This window comes from Nocardioides sp. GCM10027114, assembly GCF_042659625.1.
Lineage (GTDB): Bacteria > Actinomycetota > Actinomycetes > Propionibacteriales > Nocardioidaceae > Nocardioides.
Genome location: NZ_JBHSSS010000018.1, coordinates 14,493 through 36,127 on the forward strand (window position 1 = coordinate 14,493; position 21,635 = coordinate 36,127).

Here is a 21,635-nt window from a genome sequence, read left to right on the forward strand (position 1 = left end):
TTGCGCTCGCGATATCAAATGATCTGCTTGCGCAGAAGAATGCGAAAAGCGCGACCCAGTAATTCAGAATAGGCAGGGCGCGAAGAATGCTGAGGCATTCTCGCTCGCTCCGCGCGTCGCTCCGCGCGTCGCTCCACCGGCCGATGTGCGTCAGAGGGTGGGCGTGTCAGCCCAGGCTCGACAGCAGCCCGATCCGCATGGCCGTGACGAGCGCCTGGGCCCGGTTGGTGGCCCCGAGCTTCTGGTAGATGTGCCCGACGTGCGACTTCACCGTCGACTCCGACAGGTGCAGCCGGGTGCCGATCTCCGCGGCGCTCAGGCCGTCGGCGAGCAGCACCAGCACGTCGTGCTCGCGGTCCGTCAGCCGCGTGGAGTCGAGGTTGGTACGGCGGATCACGGCCTCGGCGAGCCCGGCGCACAGGAAGCTCCGGGGGCACACCGCGGCGTGCCGGGCGGCCTTGACCACCTCGGTCGAGGGCGCGTCCTTGCCGACGAACGCCGAGGCGCCGGCCTCCATCGCCGCGAAGATCTGCTCGTCGCCGGAGTGCATCGTGAGGACGACCACCCCGGCGGCGGCGCTGGTGCGGCGCACCGCCCGGACGATGTCGAGGCCGGTGCCGTCCTGGAGCTGGAGGTCGGTGACCACCACGTCGGGGGAGGTCTCGGCGTGGAGCGCCATTGCCTCCTGCACGGTCTTGGCCGCCCCCACCACCTCCATCGAGGGCTCGCGGCCGAAGACGCCCACGAGGCCGTCCCGGATCAGGTCGTGGTCGTCGACGACCAGGACCCGGGTGGTGCTGCTCTGCGCGTCGCTCATGCCGAGACTCCTGTCGTGGAGGAGGGTGCGGAGGGTCTTGCGGTCGACGGTGCCAGCCGGACCGACACGAGGGTGCCGTGCGGGCGGGCCCGCTCGATCTCGAGCTCGGCGCCGACCAGCCGGGCGCGCTCGCGCATGATCTCGAGCCCGAAGGAGTCCTTGCGGCCCGGTCGGAGCCCGGCACCGTCGTCGCGCACGCTGATCTCGGCGGTCGGAGCGTCCACCCGGCAGGTCACCTCGATGCGTGTGGCGTCGGAGTGCCGGACCGCGTTGGTCATCGCCTCCTGGGCGATGCGCAGCAGCTCCGCCTCGACCTCGGCACGCAGCCGGGTCGGGCGTTCGTCCGCGGTCACGATGATGGGGATCCCGGAGCTGTCGCTGAGGTGCCGGCCCAGCGAGCCGATCGCCGCGCCCAGGCTGGGGCTGCCTCCCATGTCGGTGCGCAGCGTCTGCACGGACCGACGCACCTCGGCGACCACATCGGTGATGCGGCGGCGCAGGGCCTGGAGCTCGTCGCGCTGTCTGCCGTCGGCCGCCGTGGCGGCCAGGCCGTCGACGGCGTACCCGAGGGACGCGATCTCCTGGGCGACGCCGTCGTGCATCTCGCGGGCCAGCCGGTGCCGCTCGTGGCGGGTGGCCGTGTCGCGCAGCGCTGCGAAGAGGAGCGCCGTGTCGAGGTGGACCGCCGCCGGCTCCAGGCGTTCCGAGAGCGTGGCGAGCCGTTCGGCGGCAGCCGCCTGGTCGAGATCCAGGGTGTCGGGGGTCAGTCCGGACACGACGGCGACGGGCCCGGCGTCGGTCATCAGCGGGAACGCGAACGTCCGGCCGCTGACCACGGGCCGACCGCTCGCCAGGGCCGTCTCGCCCAGCCCGAGGAGGGTCTCGATCTCACCCGGGGTCCCACCAGGTTCCGTCAGGAGGGGTGCCAGTCCCTTCTCCCGAGGAACGTGGATGGCGGCGAAGGCGACCGGCAGCTCGTCCTTCACCGCGCCGACCACCGAGGTCGCCACGGTCTCGGCGTCGAGCCCGGAGGACAGGTCGCCGGACAGCCCGATCAGCCTGCGGATGAGCGACTGCGCCAGGCGGTACGGCGCGAGCGGGTCAGCCGTGGACTGGCCGGTGGTGCGGACGAAGCTGCCGATGAGGCCGAGTCCGAGTCCGGTCACTGCCCAGGTGACGGCGCCGGTGCCCTCCAGCTCCGAGAGTCCGCCGCGCAGCCACAGGGCCAGCGCCACCAGCGTGGTCAGCTCGGCGGACAGGGCCAGCAGCATTCCGCGCGGTCCCCGCCGCAGGGCAGCCGTGAAGGGCGGGATGGCGAGCGCGCCCAGCACCGCGATCGTGGCGTCCAGCGCCAGCGCGGCCACCGTGCCGATGGCGGCGGCGTCGGCTACCAGCAACGGCGTACGCCGCACGCCGAGCCACTCGGCGGCCGAGGTTGCCAGCCACACTGCAGCGACCGCCAGCAGCGCCAGCGCGGCCATCGCGTCGCGCGACCACAGCAGCGGCGTCGTGAGCAGCAGCAGTCCGAAGACGCGGCCGCCCACGACGAGGTGCGGCAGGTGCGGGTGCGGCGTCACGAAGTCCCTATCCGCTGAAGCTGTCCATGATGTTGATGACCGCCGGCCCCATCACCGCGATGAAGAGGCAGGGCAGGATGCAGAAGATCAGCGGGATGGTGATCTTGACCGGCACCTGCTGGGCCTTCTCCTCCGCGCGCTGGCGGCGCTTGACGCGGATCTCCGACGACTGGACCCGCAGCACCTGGCCGATCGGGATGCCGAACGAGTCCGCCTGCACCATCGCGCTGACGAAGGTGCGGACGTCCTGGACGTTGGTCCGGTCGGCCAGGGCGCGCAGCGCCTCGGCGCGGCCCTGTCCGATCTGCATCTCCTTGAGGACCCGGGAGAACTCGTCGGCGAGCGGCCCCTCGGTGTTGCGCGCGACCTGTTGGATCGCCGCGTCGAAGCCGAGGCCCGACTCGACGCTGATGGTCAGCAGGTCGATCGCGTCCGGCAGCTCGCGCTGCATCTTCTCCGCGCGCTCGTAGGCCTGCTGGTAGAGGTACAGATTGGGCCCGAGGTAACCGAGGGCCAGGCCACCGGCGACGGCGACGACTCGCATGCTGGGGGACAGATCCATCAGGAACCCCACCGCACCGCCGGCCATGAGGCCGATGCCCGCAGCGAGGACCTTGGCCGTCACCATGCCGTCCGGCGTCCAGCCGGCAGGGTTGCCGGCCAGGTCGAGCTTGTGTCGCAGCCGCGCGTCCGTGTCGGCGCCCGTGAGGCGTCGCCCGATCCGAAGGGCCCGAGCTCTGAGCGGCGCGAGGACGCGCTCGCCGAACGGCTGGTCGAGCTCGCGGGTCAGCTCCTTCGGCACGTCGGTCATCTGCTGCAGGACCGCCAACGACCGGTGCAGTCCCTGCTTCTCGGGGACCGGCATGGCCGTGGCCAGCAGCACGATCGAGGCGAACACGAGCCCGACCCCCATGATGAACAACAGGGTCATGTCAGACCTCCACCTTCACCAGGCGGCTCATCCAGAAGCCACCGACTCCGAGCATCACCGCCGCGCCGCCCAGCATCATCCAGCCGAGCGGGTCGGTGAACATGACCATCACGTAGTCACGCTTCGCGGCCAGCAGGTAGAGCATGAACGCGGGCGGCAGGCCCGCGAGGACGTACGCCGAGAGCTTGCCCTCGGCGGCGAGCGCGGCGACCTGTCGGCGCATGTACTCCCGCTCGCGCATGGTCGCAGCGACGGTGTCCAGCAGCTCGGCGAGGTTGCCGCCGACCTGGCGCTGGATCTTGATCGCCATGACGACCCACGCGAAGTCCTTGCTCTCGAACCGCTCGGCCAGTCCCTCCAGGGCATCCTCGAGCGAAACTCCGAGCCGCGTCTCGATGAGCACACGCTTGAACTCCGAGGACACCGGCTCGCCGCCCTCGCGGACGATCGTGTCGACCGACTGCGCGAGCGAGAGGCCGGCTGCGAGCGATCCGGACATGAGCTGCAGGGTGTCGGGCAGCGCGGACTCGAACTTCTTGCGCCTACGGCTGCGACGGAAGCCGAGGTAGAGCCAGGGCCCGATCGCGCCGAAGATCATGAAGAGCACACCGGTGATGAGGCTGCCGCCGCCGAGCAGGATGCCGAGGGTGCCGGCCGCGATGAAGACGCCGATGTGCAGCAGCAGCCACTCGGCGGGCTTGAGCGCGCTGCCGGCGCCCTCCAGCCGGTTCATGATCTTCGTCTCGAGCGACGTGCTGTGCTTGAGGACCTTCTCGACCTGCTTCTTGGCCTGGTCGAGGGCCTGCTCCTGCTCGGCCAGGCCGCCCACGTGGGTGGGCGTCCGGCCGGACACCTTGTCGGTGTAGAGCGCGGCACGCTCGGCCGGCGAGAGCTTCCTGACCGGGAGCGGGACCAGCAGCGCCAGCATCGCGAGCAGTCCGAAGCCGAGGGCGCCGAGACCGACGTAGAGCCAGATCGCTCCGGGCACGAGGTTGTCGAGGACTCCGCCCGACTCCTCGAGGGTGCCCTCGGGGGGAGGCGCCGCGCCCACCTCGGCGAAGGCCTCGGCAGTGAGCGTCCCGCTCGCGGTGGGCAGAGTCACGGCGAGCGTGGCCTCCGCGGTCGTGATGGAGTCGGGGACCTCGGCGGTGACCAGGATCTGGCTCGCGAGGTCGGCGGCCTTGCGGTCGAAGGCTGCGGCCAGGGCGCCGGCGTCGGCGTCGATGACCTGGCCGTTGCCGGCGTCGGTGAGCCGCTGGAGCGCGGCGCGTGCCTTGCCCGACTGGTCGAGCGCGACGACGTCGAGCAGGACGCCGGACTCGGCCAGCGTGCTCTCGACCTCGGCGAGCTCGGTGTCGCTCGTGTCGGCGCCGTCGGAGAGGACGAGCATGGTGCGCTGGCCCTCGGAGCCGGCCGCCTCGATGCCGGCCAGGAGGCCGTCGTACAGCCTGGTCTGCTTGGTGAGCTCGAGCTGGAAGACCACGTCGCGAGCGGCGTCGCGGTCGGTCGTGGGCGCCAGCTCCTCGGTGACCTCGCCGGCGAACGAGACGATGCCGACCTCGACGTCGTCGGGGACGGTCTGGAGGAAGGTCAGCGCCGCAGACTTGGCCGCGTCGAAGCGGGTGCCCTGCATCGACTGGCTGGTGTCGATGGTGAGGATCGTGGTCCGCTGGACCTCGGCCTCGCCCGCCGGCTCGGCCGTGGCCTCCGCCTCGGCGCCGTCGACCGTGACGGTGACGCCGTCGAGGTCGACCTCCGAGCCCGGCGGCACGGTGACGAGCACCTGCAGCGTGCCGTCCTCGGCCTCGACGTAGCTGATGGACGCCTCGCCGTCCGCCTTGTCCGCCGCCACGGCGACGGCAGGGGCCATCGCCACCGCGGCGCCGGCCAGGACTGCCGCCGCGGCCCGCATCGCGGTGCTGGCCCGTCGCCCCGTCGTGCGCATCAGATCTTGTCCTTGACGAAGACCATCGGGTCGACGGTGACGTTGGCGTAGTTCATCTTCTCGAGGAACTTCGGTCGAAGCCCGGTGGGCCGCATCCGGCCCATCGCCTTGCCGTCGCCGTCGAAGCCCGCGGAGTGGTCGTAGACGAACACGTCCTGGAGGGTGATCACGTCGCCCTCCATCCGCTCCACCTCGGTGATGTGGGTGATGCGGCGGGTGCCGTCCTTGAAGCGTGTCTGGTGGACGATCAGGTCGACCGCGGAGGCCACCTGCTCACGGATCGCGCGCACCGGGAGGTCCATGCCGGCCATCAGCACCATGGTCTCCATGCGGGCCAGGGTGTCGCGGGGGCCGTTCGAGTGGAGCGTGCAGATGGAGCCGTCGTGACCGGTGTTCATCGCCTGCAGCATGTCGAGCGCCGAGGCGTCACGGACCTCACCGACGATGATGCGGTCGGGACGCATGCGCAGACAGTTCTTGACGAGGTCACGGATGGTGACCGCGCCCTTGCCCTCGATGTTGGCCGGGCGGGACTCGAGCCGGACCACGTGCTCCTGCTTGAGCTGGAGCTCCGCGGCGTCCTCGACGGTGACGATGCGCTCGTCGCCGGGAATGAAGGACGACAGCACGTTCAGCGTCGTGGTCTTACCGGCACCGGTGCTTCCGGAGACGATGATGTTGAGCCGGCCGCGCACGCACGCGTCGAGGAACGCCGCGGTCTCGGGGCTCAGCGAGCCGAAGCGGATCAGGTCGTCCACCGTCAGTGGGTCGGCGGCGAACTTGCGGATCGTGAGGGCCGAGCCGTCGACGGCGAGCGGCGGGATGACCGCGTTCACACGGCTGCCGTCGGGGAGGCGGGCGTCCACCATCGGGCTCGACTCGTCGACGCGGCGGCCGATGCGGGAGACGATCTTGTCGATCGTCCGCCGCAGGTGAGCCTCGTCGCTGAAGGTCGCGGGGGCCGGCATCAGCCGGCCACCCTTCTCCAGCCAGACGCTGTCGTGGCCGTTGACCATGACCTCGGACACGTCGGGGTCGCGGAGGTACGGCTCGATCGGGCCGTAGCCGAGGATGTCGTCGCTGATCTCCTGGGTGATGCGGTTGCGGTCGCTGTTGCTGACCGGGCGCTCCTGCGACGCGAGCACGTCGCCGAGGACGCCGCGCACCCGCTGCTCGAGCTCCATCTGGTCCATGTCGGACTCGTAGAGCTGGGGGCCGAGCTGCCGCAGCAGCTCGGAGTGCACCCGCGCCTTGAGGTCCTCGACCTTGTCGTTCTGCGCGCCCAGCGGGCGACGGTGCCCGCCGGCGGCGGGGTCGGCCTGGGGGCCGCGTCGCATCGCGTCCGTCAGCGGCGACGCGGGCGCCTTGGCGGGCGGTGTGGGTGCTCCGCTCGAGGTGGGGGGCGTCGGCGGCGGGCTGGCCGCCGGCTCGGCGATGCGGCGCCCGCCTCCGGGCGCCACGTCCTGGTCCGTTGCGTGGTCGGCCGGGGGCGCCTGGTCGTACGACGGCGCGGCGGCCTCCGGGGCGGCCGAGCCCTCCCCGTCGACCGGGGTCGTGCCCTCCGCCGCGGCGGCCTCCTCGTAGGCCTTGCGGGCAGCGGCGAGTCGGTCGGACAGGCTGCTCATGGCTTCACCTCCGGATCCGGAACCTGCGTCCGGACTTGTCGGTCTCGGGCTCTGGGGTGGCGCGACGGCGGCCACCGCCGTTGACGGCGCCGGGGGGCGCCTCGGGCTCACCGGTCAGCTTCGACGCGAGCTCGCGCAGCACCGCGGTGGCGGGGTGGTCCGGCTGGCCGACCACGAACGGGCGGCCGGCGTTGGTGCCGGCGGCGATGTCCATGGACGAGGCGACCTGGGCGGCGACGGCCCGGCCGAGGATCTCCTCCACCTTGGCCGGCCCGAGGCCGACGGCGTCGTCGGCACGGTTCAGCAGGATGTGGAGGTGGCCGCGGGCGATGTTGAGCATCTCGAGCGTCTCGAGCGCGACCTTGACGTTCTTGAGCGTCGGCACGTCGAGCGTGGCCACGACCACGCACTCGTCGGTCTCGTCGAGCGCGGTGAGCGTCTGCTCGTCGAACGCCGGGGCGGTGTCGACGACGACGATGTCGAAGATCTCCCGGAGGCCGCGCAGCATCCGCGACACCAGGACCGGCGACACCCGGTCGCGGACGTCTGGGTGGCTCGGCGCCGCCAGGACCATCAGCGAGTCGGGGTGGCGGGTCAGCAGCGACTCGATGAGCTGGGCGTCGAGGGCGTCCTCGGACCCGATGGCGTGCTCGATGCTGTGGTTGGGAAAGAGCTGCAACGTGATCGACACGTCCCCGAAGGCGAGGTCGAGGTCGACCAGGCACACCTTGCGCGTCCCCTTGTCGGCCAGCGCCAGGGCGAGGTTGCACGCCATCGTCGTCTTGCCCACGCCGCCCTTGGGCGAGAAGACCGTGACGAGGCGACCGGAGTGGATGGCCCCGCCGGGGCCCCGCAGCGCGACGTAGAGCTCGTACGCGCGGCTCAGCGCGCTGGTGATGGCCGCGACGTCGTCGGCCGGGACGACGTCGCGGACGCCGGCCTGCATCGCCTCGCGCAGCGTGCCGGTGTCCACGACGTCCCGCACGAGGACCACGCTGGTCGACGGGCGGGTGAGCCGCATGGAGTCGGCCAGCTTGAGCGCGACCGCGCTGTCGACGTTGGGTCCCAGGAGGGCGACGTACTCGTCGGGACGGTTGGCGAGCCAGGCCTCCAGCGTCGAGTAGTCCTCGACGCCGTGGGCGCCGGACGGCACCATCGCGAGCAGCTTCTCGAGGGTCGCGCTGTCGGGGTCAACGACGACTGGCATCTCAGATCAACTCACTGGAAGAGTTCTCCGGCGGTGACGCCGGAATCGGGCTTGACGGTGCTGTCGGCGGTGAGGAGGCCGAACGCCAGCTCGCCGTTGCTCGTCCCGAACAGCACCTTCTGGGCGTCCTTCTGCTCCACGGCCAGGGTCAGCAGGGTGCGAGGCAGCTCTTCGACCGTCTGCTCACCGTCCTCGGTCGTGGTGGTCGTGGTGGTGGGCGTCGTGGAGCCGACACCGAGGACCGTCACCCGCGGCAGCAGCATCCGGGTGAACGGCTGGCCGTCCTGGGCCGTGCCGTTGAGGAAGACCGCGACCTCCGAGCCCGGGTTGACGAAGCCCGCCACCCGCGCCGGGTCGGTGAGGTTCACCGAGATCGCCATCATTCCCTTGGGGATCTGCAGCGGGGAGTCCGCCTGGGCCTCGCCGCCGAACTTGTCGGCGATGATCTGCTCGCCCGGGTAGATCCGTGTGGTGGCCACCAGACCCCGCAACGGGTCGATGCTCGTCTGGTGGTTGGGCAGCACGTCGGCCTGGGCGACCGGCTGCATCGCCAGCTTCCCGGCCCTGGCCGCCTCGTCGATCGACTCGCCGGGCTCGATGGGAGCCACGGCCTGGAGCACCTCGACGGTGTCGTACTGCTGCTGGGCGCGCTCGTCCGCCTTCTGCACGTACAGGAAGACGAGCGTCGTGCCCATGACGGCAACCAGCACCGCCGCGATGAGTAGAGCCCTGCGCCGGTTCATCCGTCCGCACCCCTTCGTCGGGCAACAGCCGGGCAGACCCCTTCAATGCACTGTCCGCTGCTGCAGTCCTGTCCCACGGGTCACATCAGTATCGCTGACCTGACCCTCTGGCAACGGGGAAACAGTAGGACGGGGCCACATCCCCGCGTGGGGCTTTCGGCAGGTGTCCTACCGCCTATTGGGTACCGGGACCGCCCTCAGGGGTCCCGCCGGGACGTTGGTCCTGGGCCCGGCGGGGGGTGCGATGGGGGAGAAGGGGACTGTCAGGGCAGGTAGAGCGCGGCCACGTCGTCGCGGAACTCGCGCATCACGACGCTCCGCTTGAGCTTCAGGCTGGGGGTCAGCTGGCCGCTCTCCTCCGTCCAGTCCTCGGGGAGGATCGTGAACTTGCGGATGGACTCGGCCTTGGACACCGCCTTGTTGGCCTCCTCGACGGCCGCCCCGATCGCGGCGCGCAGGTCGGGGTCGTCCACCAGGTCGGCCACCCGCGTCGACTTGCCGTGGGCCTCGGCCCAGGCAGGGACCGCGTCGGGGTCCAGCGTCACGAGGGCCGCGATGAACGGCTGGCCGTCCCCGACGACCATGCACTGGCTCACGAGGTGGTGCGACCGGAGCCGGTCCTCGAGCACCGCCGGCGCGACGTTCTTGCCGCCGGCCGTCACCAGGATCTCCTTCTTGCGGCCGGTGATCCGGACGAAGCCTTCGTCGTCGAGCTCGCCGACGTCGCCGGTGTGGAACCAGCTGTCTCGGTCGAGCGCCTCGGCCGTGGCGTCCTCGTTCTCCCAGTAGCCGGCAAACACCTGGCCCCCGCGGAAGAGCAGCTCGCCGTCGTCGGCCACCCGCACGGTGGTGCCGGGGAGTGGGCGGCCGACGGTGCCGACCTTGGTGGCCTCGGGGGTGTTCACCGTGACGGCGGCGGTCGTCTCGGTGAGCCCGTAGCCCTCGAGCACCGTGACGCCGATGCCTCGGTAGAAGTGGCCGAGTCGCTCGCCGAGGGGGGCGCCGCCGGAGACGGCGTAGCGGCACCGACCGCCGAGGGCGTCGCGCAGCTTGCCGTAGACCAGTCTGGAGAAGAGGGCGTGCCGGGCGCGCAGCAGCGGTGAGCGGCGGCCCCGGTCACCGGCGCGGGACCAGGCGATCGCGGTCTCGGCGGCCCGGTCGAAGATCGCGCCACGGCCGTCGGCCGTGGCCTTCTGCGAAGCGGTGTTGAAGACCTTCTCGAAGACGCGGGGCACCGCGAGGATGAAGGTCGGCTGGAACTCGGCCAGGTCGGGCAGCAGGTTCTTGATGTCGGCGTTGTGGCCCAGCCGGACCCGCTTCTTGACCGCGCCGATCTGGATGATTCGCGCGAAGACGTGGGCGAGGGGGAGGAACAGCAGCGTCGCCGCACCGTCCTCGTCGAAGAGCTCCGCCAGCTCGTCCACGGCCACGCCCAGCTCGAACATGAAGTTGCCGTGGGTGAGCATGCAGCCCTTGGGGTTGCCGGTGGTGCCCGACGTGTAGATCAGCGTCGCCAGATCGACCGGGGTGGCAGCCGTACGTCGCTTCTCGAGCTCGGCGTCGGCCACGTCCGCCCCCAGGCTGGTCAGCACGGAGACCGCGTTGTCCTCCAGCGACCAGACGTGTTCGAGGTGGTCGAGCCCGGCTCGGACCTCGTTGACTCGGGCGAGGTGCTCGGCCGTCTCGGCCACGACCGCGCGGGCGCCGGAGTCCTCGAGGATCCAGCCGACCTGCTCCGCCGAGGAGGTCTCGTAGACCGGCACCGTGACCGCGCCGGCGAACCAGATCGCGTAGTCGAGCAGGGTCCACTCGTAGCGGGTCTTGGAGATCAGGGCGACCCGGTCGCCCGGCGCGATGCCGGCGGCGACGAGGCCCTTCGCCACGGCGGTGACCTCGGCCAGGAACTGCGCCGCGGTGACGTCGACCCAGGCCCCGTCCGACCGGCGGCTGAAGACCACCGCATCACCCGCCTCGTGGGCGTTGGTGACGACGTCGTCGGTCAGGTTCCCGGTCCGGGGAACCTCGACGGACAGGGGCGTGGCGAACTCGCGCAACGGTTCCTCCTGGGGGTCCTGGGGTCGCCGTCGACTTTCTCGCACCACGGCGCACATGGGCTCGGCGGCAGGTTACCGCTGTCGGGACGCCGCCCCCGATCCGGTACGCTCGCAGCCCGGATCCAGCACCGTCTCACTCACCCGCAGGGGGTTCCTTCGTGGCCGAGCAGACCACCTCCTCGATCGTCGTCGACGCCGATCCGGCGTCGGTGATGGAGGTCATCGGCGACTTCGAGTCGTACCCCGAGTGGGCCAAGGGCGTGAAGCGCGCCGACGTCCTCGAGGAGGGCCCGGAGGGCTGGGCCGAGCGGGTGTACTTCGAGCTCGACGTGTCGCCGATCAAGGACGAGTACACCCTCGCCTACACGTGGGACGGCTACGACGAGGTCACCTGGACCCTCGTGGAGGGGAAGATGCTGCGGGCGCTCGACGGCGCCTACACGCTGCGCGACCTCGGCAACGGCAGCACCGAGGTGACCTATCGCCTCGCGCTGGACGTCTCCATCCCGCTCATCGGCATGCTCAAGCGCAAGGGCGAGAAGATTCTCATCGACACCGCGCTCAAGGGCCTGAAGAAGCGCGTCGAGTCGCGGGCCTGAGCCCGGCACCGCACGTGCGCATCCTGCTCTTCACCGGCAAGGGGGGCGTCGGCAAGTCGACCGTCGCGGCCGGAACCGCCGCGCTCGCAGCGGCGGCCGGGCACCGGACCCTCGTCCTGTCGACCGACCCTGCGCACTCGCTGGCCGACGCCTTCGGGGTGGAGGTCGGCGCCGAGCCCACCGGTGTCGCGCCGGGGCTCTACGTGCAGCAGGTGGACGCCCAGCTGCGCTTCGAGCAGTCGTGGGCCGACATCCAGCGCTACCTGCTCTCGGTGCTCGACGTGGCCGGTGTGGACCCGGTCGCGGCCGAGGAGCTCACGGTGCTCCCCGGTGCGGAGGAGGTGCTCGCACTCCTGGAGCTGCGACTCCATGCGCTCTCCGGCGAGTGGGACGTCGTCGTGGTCGACTGCGCGCCCACCGCGGAGACGTTGCGGCTGCTGGCACTGCCCGAGGCGCTCGGCTGGTACATGCAGCGTGTGTTCCCGGCGCAGCGTCGCATGGTGAGGGCGTTCAAGCCGGTGCTGTCGCGCGCGGCCGGGGTGCCGATGCCCGAGGACACCATCTTCGACGCCGTGCAGCGGCTCCACCAGGAGCTCGACGAGGTGCGCGGCCTGCTCGCCGGCCCCGGCGCCAGCGTCCGCCTCGTGCTGACCCCGGAGAACGTCGTCGTCGCGGAGGCGCGCCGGTCCTACACCACCCTGTCGCTGTACGGCTACCGCGTCGACGGGGTGGTGGCCAACCGGGTCTTCCCCGCCGACGACGCGGACGAATGGCGTGCCGGGTGGGTGAAGGCGCAGGGCGTCGTCCTCGAAGAGGTGGAGCAGTCGTTCGCCGGGCTGCCGGTCTGGCGCTCGCCGTACCGCCCGGAGGAGCCGGTCGGCGTGACCACGCTGCGCGACCTCGCCGCCGGGGTGTACGACGGCGACGACCCGCTGCGTCCGCCCGCAGGGGAAGGGCCCTTCCGCCTCACCCGCTCCGGGTCCGGCGCGGTCGTCCACCTGGCGCTTCCGTTCGTCTCGCGCGAGGAGGTCCATCTCGCGCGCAACGGCGACGAGCTCGTCGTGACCGTGGGGCCGTATCGTCGTCTCCTCGCACTGCCCCCCGGGCTCGCGCGCCACCGCGTGCTGGGCGCGCGGGTGGAGCAGGGGGAGCTGCAGGTCAGGTTCGAGGAGAAGGACGCGTGAATCACGAGAACGCCGGTGACGGGCCCGGCGGGAACGCCGGCGACGGTCACGAGGCGCACGAGGACGTCGGCAGCGTCGCCGAGGAGGCGGCCAAGCTCTTCGGAGCACTGTCGGACTGGGCCAAGGACCACGGCAGCGACCTGGGGCACGGCCTGGCCGGCGCCGCCGAGCACGCCGCCCGCGCTGCCCACGACGTCGACGAGCACCTCGCCACGGGCAGCGCCGAGTGCACCTGGTGCCCGGTCTGCCGCACGATCCACGCCGTGCGCCAGACCAGCCCGGAGGTGCGTGCGCACCTCACCGTCGCGGCCGCGTCCCTGATGCAGGCCGCCGCCGGGCTGCTGGCGACCGTGGTGCCGGACGAGGAGCGCGCCGCAGCGGCGCGAGGAGAGCACGTCGAGCACATCGACCTCGACGACGAGTGGCCGGAGGACAAGAAGTGAGCCTGGCATGCGGGATCGACGTGGGCGGCACCAAGATCGCCGGCGGTGTCGTCGATGACGACGGGACGGTCCTCCAGAAGCTGAGGGTCGACTCCCCGGCGGCCGACGTCGAGGCGATCGAGGACGCGATCGCCGACCTGGTGGCCCGGCTGCGCGCCGACCACGACATCACGGCGGTGGGCGTGGGCGCGGCCGGCTACGTCGACAAGGCACGCTCGACGGTCCTGATCGCACCCAACCTCGCGTGGCGCGACGTCAACCTCAAGAAGGAGCTCGAGCCGCGGGTCGGCCTCCCCGTGGTCGTCGAGAACGACGCCAACGCCGCGGCGTGGGGCGAGTTCGCGTTCGGCGCCGGGCACGACGTCGACGACCTGCTGCTCGTCACCGTCGGCACCGGCGTCGGGGGCGGGCTGGTCCTCGACGGCGAGCTCCACCGGGGCGCCTTCGGCGTGGCCGCCGAGATCGGGCACCTGCGGGTCGTGCCGCAGGGGCGTCGCTGCGGCTGCGGCAAGCTCGGCTGCTTCGAGCAGTACGCCAGCGGGTCGGCACTCGTGCGCAACGCCCGCGAGGCCGCTGCGTCGGGGGACCCGGAGGCCGGGCCGCTGCTCGACCGTGTCGGCGGCGACGTGGACGGGATCACCGGCCCGCTGGTGACGGCCGCGGCACAGGAGGGCGACCCCTTCGCCGTCCGGCAGCTCGCCGAGCTCGGTCGCTGGCTGGGCGAGGGCATCGCGTCGCTGACCGCGGTCCTCGACCCCGCCGTGGTGGCGATCGGCGGTGGCGTGGCCGACGCCGACGACCTGCTGCTCTCGCCCCTGCAGGAGGCCTTCGAGGACTCCCTCTCGGGATACGGCCACCGGCCGCTGCTGGAGATCCGCAAGGCCTCGCTCGGCAACGACGCCGGCCTGATCGGCGCCGCGGACCTGGCCAGGCGCTGACGGGGTCCTGACGTGGGAGTGGTGATCGGCGTCGACGTCGGCGGCACGAAGGTGCTGGCGCTGGTGGTCGACGACCGGGGTCAGGTCCTGCGTCGGGGACGGGCGACCACGCCCGGTCGCCTCGTCGACGCGTCCCTCGTCGAGGACGCCCTGACGGCCGCGGTCGAGGAGGCCGCGGCGGGGGAGGCGGTCGACGCGGTCGGCGTCGCGGCTGCGGGCTTCGTCGACGCCGCCGGGGAACGGGTGGTCTTCGCCCCCCATCTGCCGTGGCGGGGCGAGCCGCTGCGCAAGCGGCTCACCGAGCGGTGGGGAACCTCGGTGCTGCTCGACAACGACGCCAACTGCGCAGCGCACGCCGAGGCGACGTACGGCGCGGCCCGTGGCTCGCGGACCTCGCTGCTGCTGACGCTGGGCACCGGCATCGGCGGGGCCCTCGTCGTCGACGGCGTGGTGCTCCGCGGTGCCAACGGCATGGCCGGCGAGTTCGGCCACATGCAGGTGGTGCCTGACGGCCTGGCCTGCGAGTGCGGGCGCCGCGGCTGCTGGGAGCAGTACTCCAGCGGCAACGCCCTCGTCCGGCTGGCCCGCGAGGGACTGGCGGGCGCGGGGCCGCTGCTGGCCGCCTCCGGGGGTGACCCGGACCGGGTGACCGGGCCGATGGTGACCGAGGCCGCCCAGGCCGGTGACCCGGTGGCGCTGGCGGCGTTCGGCGAGGTCGGCGACTGGCTCGGGGTCGGGCTGGCCGACCTCGTGGCGGCGTTCGACCCCGACGTCGCGGTGGTGGGCGGGGGTGTCGCCGCCGCGGGCGAGCTGCTGCTCGCGCCCGCCCGGGCGGCCCTGGACCGGTCGCTCGTGGGCGCCGGGCACCGCGTCACACCGCCGGTGGTGGCGGCGCGGCTGGGCCCCGAGGCGGGGGCCATCGGCGCCGCCGACCTCGCGCGCCGCAGCCTGGCGCTGCGGCCCCACGCGCGGTGGTTCAGGCGCGCCGGTACTCCGGCACCAGCTCGACCGCGAGCTGCTCGAGGAAGAGCCCCACGTCGGTGACGATGCCGCGGGCCTGCGAGGAGCCGCGGTCGGCGAGCTTGGTCACGGTGGCGGGGTTGATGTCGACGCACACCAGCGGGATGGACGCCGGCAGGATGTTGCCGGTCGCGACCGAGTGGAGCATGGTCGCCACCATCAGGCAGAACCCGACGTCCTGGAGCTGCGCCCGCATCGCCCGCTGCCCCTCGATGACGTCGGTGTAGACGTCCGGCAGCGGGCCGTCGTCGCGGACCGACCCGACAAGGACGAACTCCTTGCCCTGCGAGACCAGCGCGTGCATGATCCCTCCGGTCAGGACGCCGTTGTCGACGGCGGCCTTGATGGAGCCCTCCTTGCGGATGGTGTTGAGCGCCCGGATGTGGTGCTCGTGGCCGTGCTCCACGCCGTGGCCCATCGCGAGGTCGATGCCGAGCGAGGTGCCGTAGAGCGAGGACTCGATGTCGTGGGTCGCCAGCGCGTTGCCGGCGAAGAGGACGTCGACGAAGCCGGCGTTCACCATCGCGACCATGGCCGGGGCCGCGCCGGTGTGGACCACGCCCGGGCCGCCCACCCACAGCACCTTCTTGCCGTTGGCCTTGGCCTCGCGCATGCCGTCGGCGACCTGGCGGACCAGCACCGCCTGCGGCTTCTCGGAGGAGACGTCGGACTCCATGAAGCCGAACGCCTCGTCGCTCTTGCTCGTCACCGGGATCTGCACCCGGATGCCGGAGGCTCCGCACACGACCTGCATGCCGACGCGGACGTCGGACATCGGCAGCGTGATCACCCGGGTCGGCGTGCCGGACTCGTCGCTCTCCACGACGAGGCCGCAGTCCATCTCGGGGTTCGCGACGTCGAGCCAGCGACCGCCGATGCGCACCTTGGTGGCGAGGTTGGTCGTGGAGTAGAAGCCGTCGGGGAAGACGCCGTCCTGCTCGGCGGGGCTGGTGTGCGCCTCGCCCGGGTCGACCTGGTTGACGCCGCGGGTCTGCAGGCGCATCAGCAGCCGCTGCAGCGCCTCGTCGTCCTCGGCCGTGACCGTGATGACGGCCCGGGAGAGGTCGTGGGTGTCGTGCCCGACCTCGAACTTGTCGATGACGTAGTCACCGCCGTACTCGCGGATGTCGTCGAGGATGCGGCTCAGGATGCCGCTGTCCATCAGGTGGCCGGTGACTTCGACGGTCTCGCTCTCGCTCACGAGCGAAACCCTAACGCCCGTCAGACGACGGCGCCGTCGTCCCCCGGGTCCCGTGGACCGCGCTCCATGTTGGCCACGAGGTAGAGGAAGCCGCCGATGAAGGCGCCGACCAGGAGGTAGCCCACGAGCGAGGGCAGCTGGACGTCGAGCACCAGGGCGACCAGGAGCACGGCGGGGGAGCCGAACAGCCCGCTCCACGCGGCCAGCCGGGCCGGTGGCGGGTGGGGGAGCGGAGGCGGGGGCGGAGGGACGTAGCGGTCCTCGTCGGCCCGGTCGACCGGGCCCTCGACGTACGCCGCGAAGGGCTCCGGAGCCGGCTCGGGCTCCTGCGGAAGGGGGTCGACCTCCGGGCGCTCGCCGTAGTTCTCGACGATGGCGCGCCAGGCCTCCTCCTCGCTCTGTCCGCTCACGGGTCCACCGTAGGACGTCCCGGCAAGCCGGTCATCGCCGGTCCGGGGGAGGCCCTCCGGGGTGGGGAGGGATCAGCTCGTGACGCGCTCGATGAACGCGGTGGACGCCTCGAGGATCTTCGGGGCGTCGTGGTCGAGCGTGGCCACGTGGTAGCTGTTGGGGAGGGCAACCTCCTCGAGGTCGCGGGAGGAGACCCGCGCCATGATCAGCTGGATCGAGGCGTCGTCGACGACGTGGTCCTCGGTGGAGTGGAATGCCAGCAGCGGCGAGGTGACCTCCGGGAGGTCGTCGGCGAGCCGGCGGCCGGCGCGGACCAGCGAGTGGAGGGCGCGGAGCGGCACCTTGGAGTAGCCGTGCTCGTCCTCGCCGGGCTTGTTGATGTCGTTGATGATGCCGGGGAACGACGGGACCGCCCACTTCATGACCGGCAGCGCCAGGAAGTCCTTGCGGCGCGAGACGACGAAGGGGTTCACCACCACGACTCCGGCCACCTCGTCCGGCCGGTCCGCGGCCAGTCGCAGCACCTGGGCGCCGCCCATGGAGAGTCCCGCGACGACGACGGCGTCGCAGGTGGACCGCAGCAGCTCGAAGTAGCGCACCACGGCGCCGTGCCAGTCGTCGAAGGTGGTGCGGTTGCAGTCCTGCCAGGTGGTGCCGTGGCCCGGCAGCAGCGGCATCTCGACGGCGTACCCCTGCGCGGCGAGGTGCTCGGCCCACGGCCTGATCGAGGCCGGCGACCCCGTGAACCCGTGACTCAGCAGCACGCCGACCCGGCGGCCGCCGGTGAGCTCGGGGCGGGCCGGGGTGGACATCGGGGCGAGCGGGGAGGCCTTCGTCATGGCGGCATCATGCACCACGGCGCCGAACGGTCTAGGCTTCCGACCGCGAGGTCGATTCGGGCGGCTGCGCGATCCGGCGTCATGGTCCGGGAGGGTTGGAGGAGGCACGGTGTTCTACTGGTTCCTGAAGTGGATCGCCCTCGGGCCGCTGCTCCGCGTCATCTTCCGGCCGCAGGTGGAGGGTGCCGAGAACGTCCCCGCCGAGGGTCCGGCGATCCTGGCCAGCAATCACCTCTCGTACGCCGACTGGCTCTTCATGCCGCTCACGTTGCAGCGCCGCGTCACGTTCGTGGCCAAGGCGGAGTACTTCACGACCCCCGGGATCAAGGGCTGGTTCCAGAGGAAGTTCTTCGCAGGTTCCGGCCAGGTGCCGATCGACCGGTCGGGGGCCACCGCCGCCGAGGGTGCGCTGCGAGCCGCCAAGAAGATCCTCGGCCAGGGCGAGCTGTTCGGCATCTACCCCGAAGGCACCCGCTCCCACGACGGCAAGCTCTACCGGGGCAAGACCGGCGTCGCCCGGCTCGCCCTCGAGACCGGAGTCCCGGTGATCCCGGTCGCCGTCCTCGGCACCGACGTGGTGGCCCCGCCCGGCAAGAAGTTCGGCACGTTCACCCGCCCCGGCGTCCGCTTCGGCAAGCCGCTCGACTTCTCCCGCTACGAGGGCATGGAGAACGACCGCTACATCCTGCGGTCGATCACCGACGAGATCATGTACGAGATCATGCGGCTCTCCGACCAGGAGTACGTCGACATGTACGCCACGCGCGCCAAGGAGGAGTCCAAGCGGGCCGCCGACGAGGCCAGGGCGCAGCCGAAGAACGAGCACAAGAAGGCGTCCTGACCCCGCCGCCGGCTCCCGCGGCCGTCGCCGTCGAGGACCGGCTCTTCCGCGCCCTCGCGGTGCTGCGGGTCGTGCTGCTCGTCAATGCCGTCGCCCTCAACCTCTACCGCGCCGGCAACTTCGACCGGCCGGCAGTCGGGGTGGCGATGGTCGTCGCGATGGCCGCGTGGACCGGCTTCGTCGTCTGGGCGTACGCCGACCACCGGCGCCGTACGCCGGTTCTGCTGGCCGCCGACCTCGCGGTGGCGGTGGCACTCCTCGCTGCCTCGCCGTGGGCCAAGGGCCCCGAGTGGCAGAGCACGGTCCCGGGCTTCTGGGTGATGGGGGCGCTGCTCGCCTGGTCGCTGCACTGGCGGTGGGCCGGCGGGCTCGCCGCCGCCGTGCTGCTGGCCGGGACCGACCTGCTGATCCGCGATGAGGTCACGCAGACCAACTACGGCAACGTGTTCCTGCTCCTCATCGGCGGGCCCATCGTGGGGTTCATGGCCGGCTCGCTGCAGGCGATGGCGACCGAGCGCGACGCCGCCGAGCGGGCCGCCGCCGCGGCGGAGGAACGGGCGCGGCTCGCGCGGGCGGTGCACGACGGCGTGCTTCAGGTGCTTGCGCTGGTGCAGCGGCGCGGCGCCGACCTCGGGCCCGACGGCGCGGAGCTCGGCCGGCTGGCCGGCGAGCAGGAGTCGGCGCTGCGGGCGCTCGTCAGCCGGCAGTCGCCCGCAGACCTGCGGCCGCTGCCGCCGCCCTCGACCGCCCCGAGCGGGTTGCCCGACATCGACCTCGCCGCGGCGCTGACCGGCCTCGGCTCCGCGCGGGTGAGCGTCGCCGTGCCCGGCGACCCGGTCCTGCTGCCGGCCGATCGCGCCGCCGAGGTGGTGGCGGTGGTCGAGGCCTGTCTCGACAACGTCGAGCGCCACGTCGGCCCCGGAGCACCGGCCTGGGTGCTGCTCGAGGCCTACGCCGACCGCGTCGAGGTGTCCGTCCGCGACGAGGGGCCCGGTATCCCCGAGGGTCGGCTCGAGGCGGCCGAGGTCGAGGGGCGGCTCGGTGTCTCGGAGTCGATCCGGGGCCGGGTCCGTGACCTGGGCGGCACCGCCGCGCTCTCGACCGGCCAGTCCGGCACCGAGTGGGAGCTGACCGTCCCGCGGGCCGACCGCCCGTAGGCTCGCGCCGTGACGATCCACAGCGACCACCCGTTCCTGGAGCCGGAGCACGAGCGCGACCCGCTGCGGCGGTTCCGCGGCCGGCTCGGCGGTCCGGTGTCGCTGTGGACGGCCGGCGGCAACGGCGGCGCCGAGCGGGCGGGGCTCACCGTGTCCTCGCTGATGGTGGCCGCCGGGGAGCCGGGTCGGGTGCTCGGCCTGCTCGACCCCGACTCCGACCTCTGCGAGCGGCTCCGGGAGACCGGGCGCGCCGTCGTCGCACTGCTGGGGTGGGAGCACCGTGACCTCGCCGACGCGTTCGCCGGGGTCGCCCCGGCTCCGGGCGGACCGTTCCGCACCGGCTCGTTCACGGCCACCCCGTGGGGACCGCGCCTCGACACGGCGCTGGCGTGGGTGCACGTGACGCTGGAGTCGGAGCACGACGCCGGCTGGTCGTCGCTGGTGACCTGCACCGTCGACGAGGTCGGGATCGGCGACGACGCGCCGCCGCTGGTGCACCGCCGGGGCCGCTACCAACGGCCCGCAACCGACTAGGGTCCCGGCATGGGAATCCGGGTCATGGTCGTCGACGATCACCCGATGTGGCGCGACGCGGTGGAGCGCGACCTCCAGGCCGCCGGGTTCGACGTCGTGGCGGTCGCCGCGACCGGACGCGAGGCGGTCGCCCGGTTCGCCGCGGCCCGGCCGCAGGTCGTCGTGCTCGACCTGCAGATCCCCGAGCCCACCGGCGTCGAGGTGACGGGAGAGGTGCTGCGCCACGACCCGTCGGCCCGGGTGCTCGTGCTGTCGGCGTCGGGCGAGCAGGCCGACGTGCTGGCCGCGGTCAAGGCCGGCGCGACCGGCTACCTCGTCAAGTCCGCCTCCCGCGACGAGCTCCTCGACGCCGTACGCCGGGTGGCGGCGGGCGACACCGTCTTCACGCCCGGGCTGGCCGGCCTGGTCCTGGGCGAGTTCCGGCGGCTCGCCGATCCGGCTGCCGGCAACGGTGCCGGCGACCACGGCGAGCCGCGGCTGACCGAGCGCGAGACCGAGGTGCTCCGCATGGTCGCGAAGGGGCTCTCCTACAAGCAGATCGCCGAGCGCCTCGTGCTCTCGCACCGCACCGTGCAGAACCACGTCCAGAACACGCTGCGCAAGTTGCAGATGCACAACCGGGTCGAGCTGACCCGCTGGGCGATCGAGCGGGGACTCGATGACGAGTGAGCCGGGGACCGACCCGCTGCTCTCGGAGGCCGACGAGCTCTACGGCCTGCGGCTGGCCGACTTCACCCCGGCACGCGACGCACGCGCGAAGGAGCTGAAGCCGCGGGACGCCGACCTGGCGGCGCGGGTCAGAGCGCTGCGGAAGCCGTCGCTGGCTGCTTGGCTCGCCAACGTGCTGGTGCGGCACGACACCGAGCAGGTCGAGCAGGTGCTGGCCGTGGGAGAGGCGTTGCGGGAGGCGCAGGCCGCGATGTCCGGCGAGGAGCTGCGGGCGCTGACCCGGCAGCGCCGCCAGCTGACGGCCGCGGTGACCACCCGCGCCCGGGGCGTGGCCGCCGAGCTCGGGCAGCGGGTGACCCAGGCGGTCGCCGACCAGGTGGAGGCGACGCTCACGGCGGCCATGCTCGACGCGGGCTGCGCCGGGGCGCTGCGCAGCGGTCTGCTGGTCCAGCCGCTGGCGGCCACGGGCGTCGACGAGGTCGACCTCGGTGCGGCGGTCGCCGTGCCGGAGGCGCTCGGCTTCCGCGCGAGCCCGCGGGAGGTGGAGCCGCCGCCACGCCCCGACCTCCACGTCGTCCCCGACCCGGACGCGGACGCCAAGGTGCTGCAGGAGGCCGAGGGGGCGCTCGCCGAGCTGGAGGAGGCACTGGCGGAGGCCCGGGAGGCGCTCGAGGCCGCCACGACGGACGTCTCGGCCCTCCAGGCCCGTGAGCTGCAGGTGCAGGCCGAGCTCGACGAGCTTCGCAACCGGATCGCGGCTCTGGAGGCGACCATGGAGGAGGTCGAGGACGAGCTCGCCGACGCCGAGGACGTGCGGGCCGAGGCCGAGGGCGCCGTGCTCGCCGCCACGAAGGAGCGTGACGAGGCCGCCGCGCGGGTGGCCCGGCTCCGGGGCTGACC

Annotated in this window: 21 protein-coding genes; 10 read left to right on the plus strand and 11 right to left on the minus strand. The window is 72.5% G+C overall.

All coding sequences use genetic code 11. The features are described from left to right. Window positions 1-166: 166 nt before the first annotated feature. From ACFP2E_RS08175 to ACFP2E_RS08210, 8 genes are all read right to left on the minus strand, one after another. On the minus strand, window positions 167-817 hold the full coding sequence (locus ACFP2E_RS08175; protein WP_378522038.1) for a response regulator: 651 nt from the start codon (window positions 815-817) through the stop codon (window positions 167-169). Further along, window positions 814-2,394 carry a sensor histidine kinase gene (locus ACFP2E_RS08180; RefSeq protein ID WP_378522037.1) on the minus strand — a complete coding sequence of 527 codons (1,581 nt, stop codon included), beginning with the start codon at window positions 2,392-2,394 and terminating at the stop codon, window positions 814-816. The genes ACFP2E_RS08175 and ACFP2E_RS08180 overlap by 4 nt, the downstream gene beginning before the upstream one ends. A gap of 7 nt (window positions 2,395-2,401) precedes the next feature. Then, window positions 2,402-3,325, minus strand: a complete 924-nt coding sequence (locus ACFP2E_RS08185; RefSeq protein WP_378522036.1) for a type II secretion system F family protein — start codon at window positions 3,323-3,325, stop codon at window positions 2,402-2,404. A gap of 1 nt (window position 3,326) precedes the next feature. Then, window positions 3,327-5,270 (minus strand): type II secretion system F family protein, encoded by a 1,944-nt coding sequence (locus ACFP2E_RS08190; protein ID WP_378522035.1) that lies wholly within the window; start codon window positions 5,268-5,270, stop codon window positions 3,327-3,329. Further along, complete coding sequence (locus ACFP2E_RS08195) at window positions 5,270-6,895, minus strand: CpaF family protein (protein WP_378522034.1); 1,626 nt, start codon at window positions 6,893-6,895, stop codon at window positions 5,270-5,272. The genes ACFP2E_RS08190 and ACFP2E_RS08195 overlap by 1 nt, the downstream gene beginning before the upstream one ends. A gap of 4 nt (window positions 6,896-6,899) precedes the next feature. Continuing rightward, on the minus strand, window positions 6,900-8,102 hold the full coding sequence (locus ACFP2E_RS08200; protein WP_378522033.1) for a CpaE family protein: 1,203 nt from the start codon (window positions 8,100-8,102) through the stop codon (window positions 6,900-6,902). Between the two features lie 11 nt (window positions 8,103-8,113). After that, complete coding sequence (gene cpaB, locus ACFP2E_RS08205) at window positions 8,114-8,845, minus strand: Flp pilus assembly protein CpaB (RefSeq protein ID WP_378522032.1); 732 nt, start codon at window positions 8,843-8,845, stop codon at window positions 8,114-8,116. 263 nt (window positions 8,846-9,108) lie between these two features. Then, window positions 9,109-10,899: an AMP-dependent synthetase/ligase gene (locus ACFP2E_RS08210; RefSeq protein ID WP_378522031.1), complete on the minus strand. Its 1,791-nt coding sequence runs from the start codon at window positions 10,897-10,899 to the stop codon at window positions 9,109-9,111. 158 nt (window positions 10,900-11,057) lie between these two features. Here ACFP2E_RS08210 and ACFP2E_RS08215 point away from each other — a divergent pair, with 158 nt between their 5' ends. Genes ACFP2E_RS08215 through ACFP2E_RS08235 form a run of 5 tightly spaced genes read left to right on the plus strand, consistent with a single transcriptional unit; the run spans window position 11,058 to window position 15,107 of the window. Beyond that, entirely contained in the window at window positions 11,058-11,498 is a 441-nt protein-coding gene (locus ACFP2E_RS08215; RefSeq protein WP_378522030.1) for an SRPBCC family protein, read from the plus strand. A gap of 14 nt (window positions 11,499-11,512) precedes the next feature. Then, complete coding sequence (locus tag ACFP2E_RS08220) at window positions 11,513-12,682, plus strand: ArsA family ATPase (RefSeq protein ID WP_378522029.1); 1,170 nt, start codon at window positions 11,513-11,515, stop codon at window positions 12,680-12,682. Next, entirely contained in the window at window positions 12,679-13,125 is a 447-nt protein-coding gene (locus ACFP2E_RS08225; protein ID WP_378522028.1) for a hypothetical protein, read from the plus strand. Before ACFP2E_RS08220 ends, ACFP2E_RS08225 begins: the two co-directional genes overlap by 4 nt. Then, window positions 13,122-14,063, plus strand: coding sequence for an ROK family glucokinase (locus ACFP2E_RS08230; protein ID WP_378522027.1), 942 nt, complete (start codon window positions 13,122-13,124; stop codon window positions 14,061-14,063). The genes ACFP2E_RS08225 and ACFP2E_RS08230 overlap by 4 nt, the downstream gene beginning before the upstream one ends. 12 nt (window positions 14,064-14,075) lie before the next feature. After that, window positions 14,076-15,107, plus strand: a complete 1,032-nt coding sequence (locus ACFP2E_RS08235; RefSeq protein ID WP_378522026.1) for an ROK family protein — start codon at window positions 14,076-14,078, stop codon at window positions 15,105-15,107. Here ACFP2E_RS08235 and ACFP2E_RS08240 read toward each other — a convergent pair. From ACFP2E_RS08240 to ACFP2E_RS08250, 3 genes are all read right to left on the minus strand, one after another. After that, window positions 15,040-16,284, minus strand: coding sequence for a TIGR00300 family protein (locus tag ACFP2E_RS08240; protein WP_378522025.1), 1,245 nt, complete (start codon window positions 16,282-16,284; stop codon window positions 15,040-15,042). The two genes, ACFP2E_RS08235 and ACFP2E_RS08240, sit on opposite strands and share 68 nt — an antisense overlap. Before the next feature lie 20 nt (window positions 16,285-16,304). Next, window positions 16,305-16,694: a hypothetical protein gene (locus ACFP2E_RS08245; protein WP_378522024.1), complete on the minus strand. Its 390-nt coding sequence runs from the start codon at window positions 16,692-16,694 to the stop codon at window positions 16,305-16,307. A 72-nt stretch (window positions 16,695-16,766) separates the two neighbouring features. Then, window positions 16,767-17,534 (minus strand): alpha/beta hydrolase, encoded by a 768-nt coding sequence (locus tag ACFP2E_RS08250; protein WP_378522023.1) that lies wholly within the window; start codon window positions 17,532-17,534, stop codon window positions 16,767-16,769. Window positions 17,535-17,643: 109 nt separating this feature from the next. Between ACFP2E_RS08250 and ACFP2E_RS08255 the strand changes: the two genes are divergently transcribed. The 5 genes from ACFP2E_RS08255 to ACFP2E_RS08275 are packed head-to-tail and all read left to right on the plus strand — an operon-like array spanning window position 17,644 to window position 21,633. Beyond that, window positions 17,644-18,375, plus strand: a complete 732-nt coding sequence (locus ACFP2E_RS08255; protein ID WP_378522022.1) for a lysophospholipid acyltransferase family protein — start codon at window positions 17,644-17,646, stop codon at window positions 18,373-18,375. Further along, the gene (gene macS, locus ACFP2E_RS08260) at window positions 18,372-19,532 is read left to right on the plus strand and encodes a MacS family sensor histidine kinase (protein WP_378522056.1); all 1,161 of its coding nucleotides are present in this window, start codon (window positions 18,372-18,374) and stop codon (window positions 19,530-19,532) included. The genes ACFP2E_RS08255 and macS overlap by 4 nt, the downstream gene beginning before the upstream one ends. Before the next feature lie 9 nt (window positions 19,533-19,541). Next, window positions 19,542-20,066 carry a flavin reductase family protein gene (locus ACFP2E_RS08265; protein WP_378522021.1) on the plus strand — a complete coding sequence of 175 codons (525 nt, stop codon included), beginning with the start codon at window positions 19,542-19,544 and terminating at the stop codon, window positions 20,064-20,066. A 9-nt stretch (window positions 20,067-20,075) separates the two neighbouring features. Beyond that, the gene (locus tag ACFP2E_RS08270; protein ID WP_378522020.1) at window positions 20,076-20,735 is read left to right on the plus strand and encodes a response regulator; all 660 of its coding nucleotides are present in this window, start codon (window positions 20,076-20,078) and stop codon (window positions 20,733-20,735) included. Then, window positions 20,725-21,633: a hypothetical protein gene (locus ACFP2E_RS08275; protein WP_378522019.1), complete on the plus strand. Its 909-nt coding sequence runs from the start codon at window positions 20,725-20,727 to the stop codon at window positions 21,631-21,633. The genes ACFP2E_RS08270 and ACFP2E_RS08275 overlap by 11 nt, the downstream gene beginning before the upstream one ends. Window positions 21,634-21,635 lie beyond the last annotated feature (2 nt).

Coding starts and splice junctions, on each gene's coding strand:
- ACFP2E_RS08250 (WP_378522023.1), bottom strand. CDS start 17,534: ATGACGAAGGCCTCCCCGCTCGCCCCGATGTCCACCCCGGCCCGCCCC.
- ACFP2E_RS08175 (WP_378522038.1), bottom strand. CDS start 817: ATGAGCGACGCGCAGAGCAGCACCACCCGGGTCCTGGTCGTCGACGAC.
- ACFP2E_RS08190 (WP_378522035.1), bottom strand. CDS start 5,270: ATGCGCACGACGGGGCGACGGGCCAGCACCGCGATGCGGGCCGCGGCG.
- ACFP2E_RS08200 (WP_378522033.1), bottom strand. CDS start 8,102: ATGCCAGTCGTCGTTGACCCCGACAGCGCGACCCTCGAGAAGCTGCTC.
- ACFP2E_RS08270 (WP_378522020.1), top strand. CDS start 20,076: ATGGGAATCCGGGTCATGGTCGTCGACGATCACCCGATGTGGCGCGAC.
- cpaB (WP_378522032.1), bottom strand. CDS start 8,845: ATGAACCGGCGCAGGGCTCTACTCATCGCGGCGGTGCTGGTTGCCGTC.
- ACFP2E_RS08275 (WP_378522019.1), top strand. CDS start 20,725: ATGACGAGTGAGCCGGGGACCGACCCGCTGCTCTCGGAGGCCGACGAG.
- ACFP2E_RS08195 (WP_378522034.1), bottom strand. CDS start 6,895: ATGAGCAGCCTGTCCGACCGACTCGCCGCTGCCCGCAAGGCCTACGAG.
- ACFP2E_RS08185 (WP_378522036.1), bottom strand. CDS start 3,325: ATGACCCTGTTGTTCATCATGGGGGTCGGGCTCGTGTTCGCCTCGATC.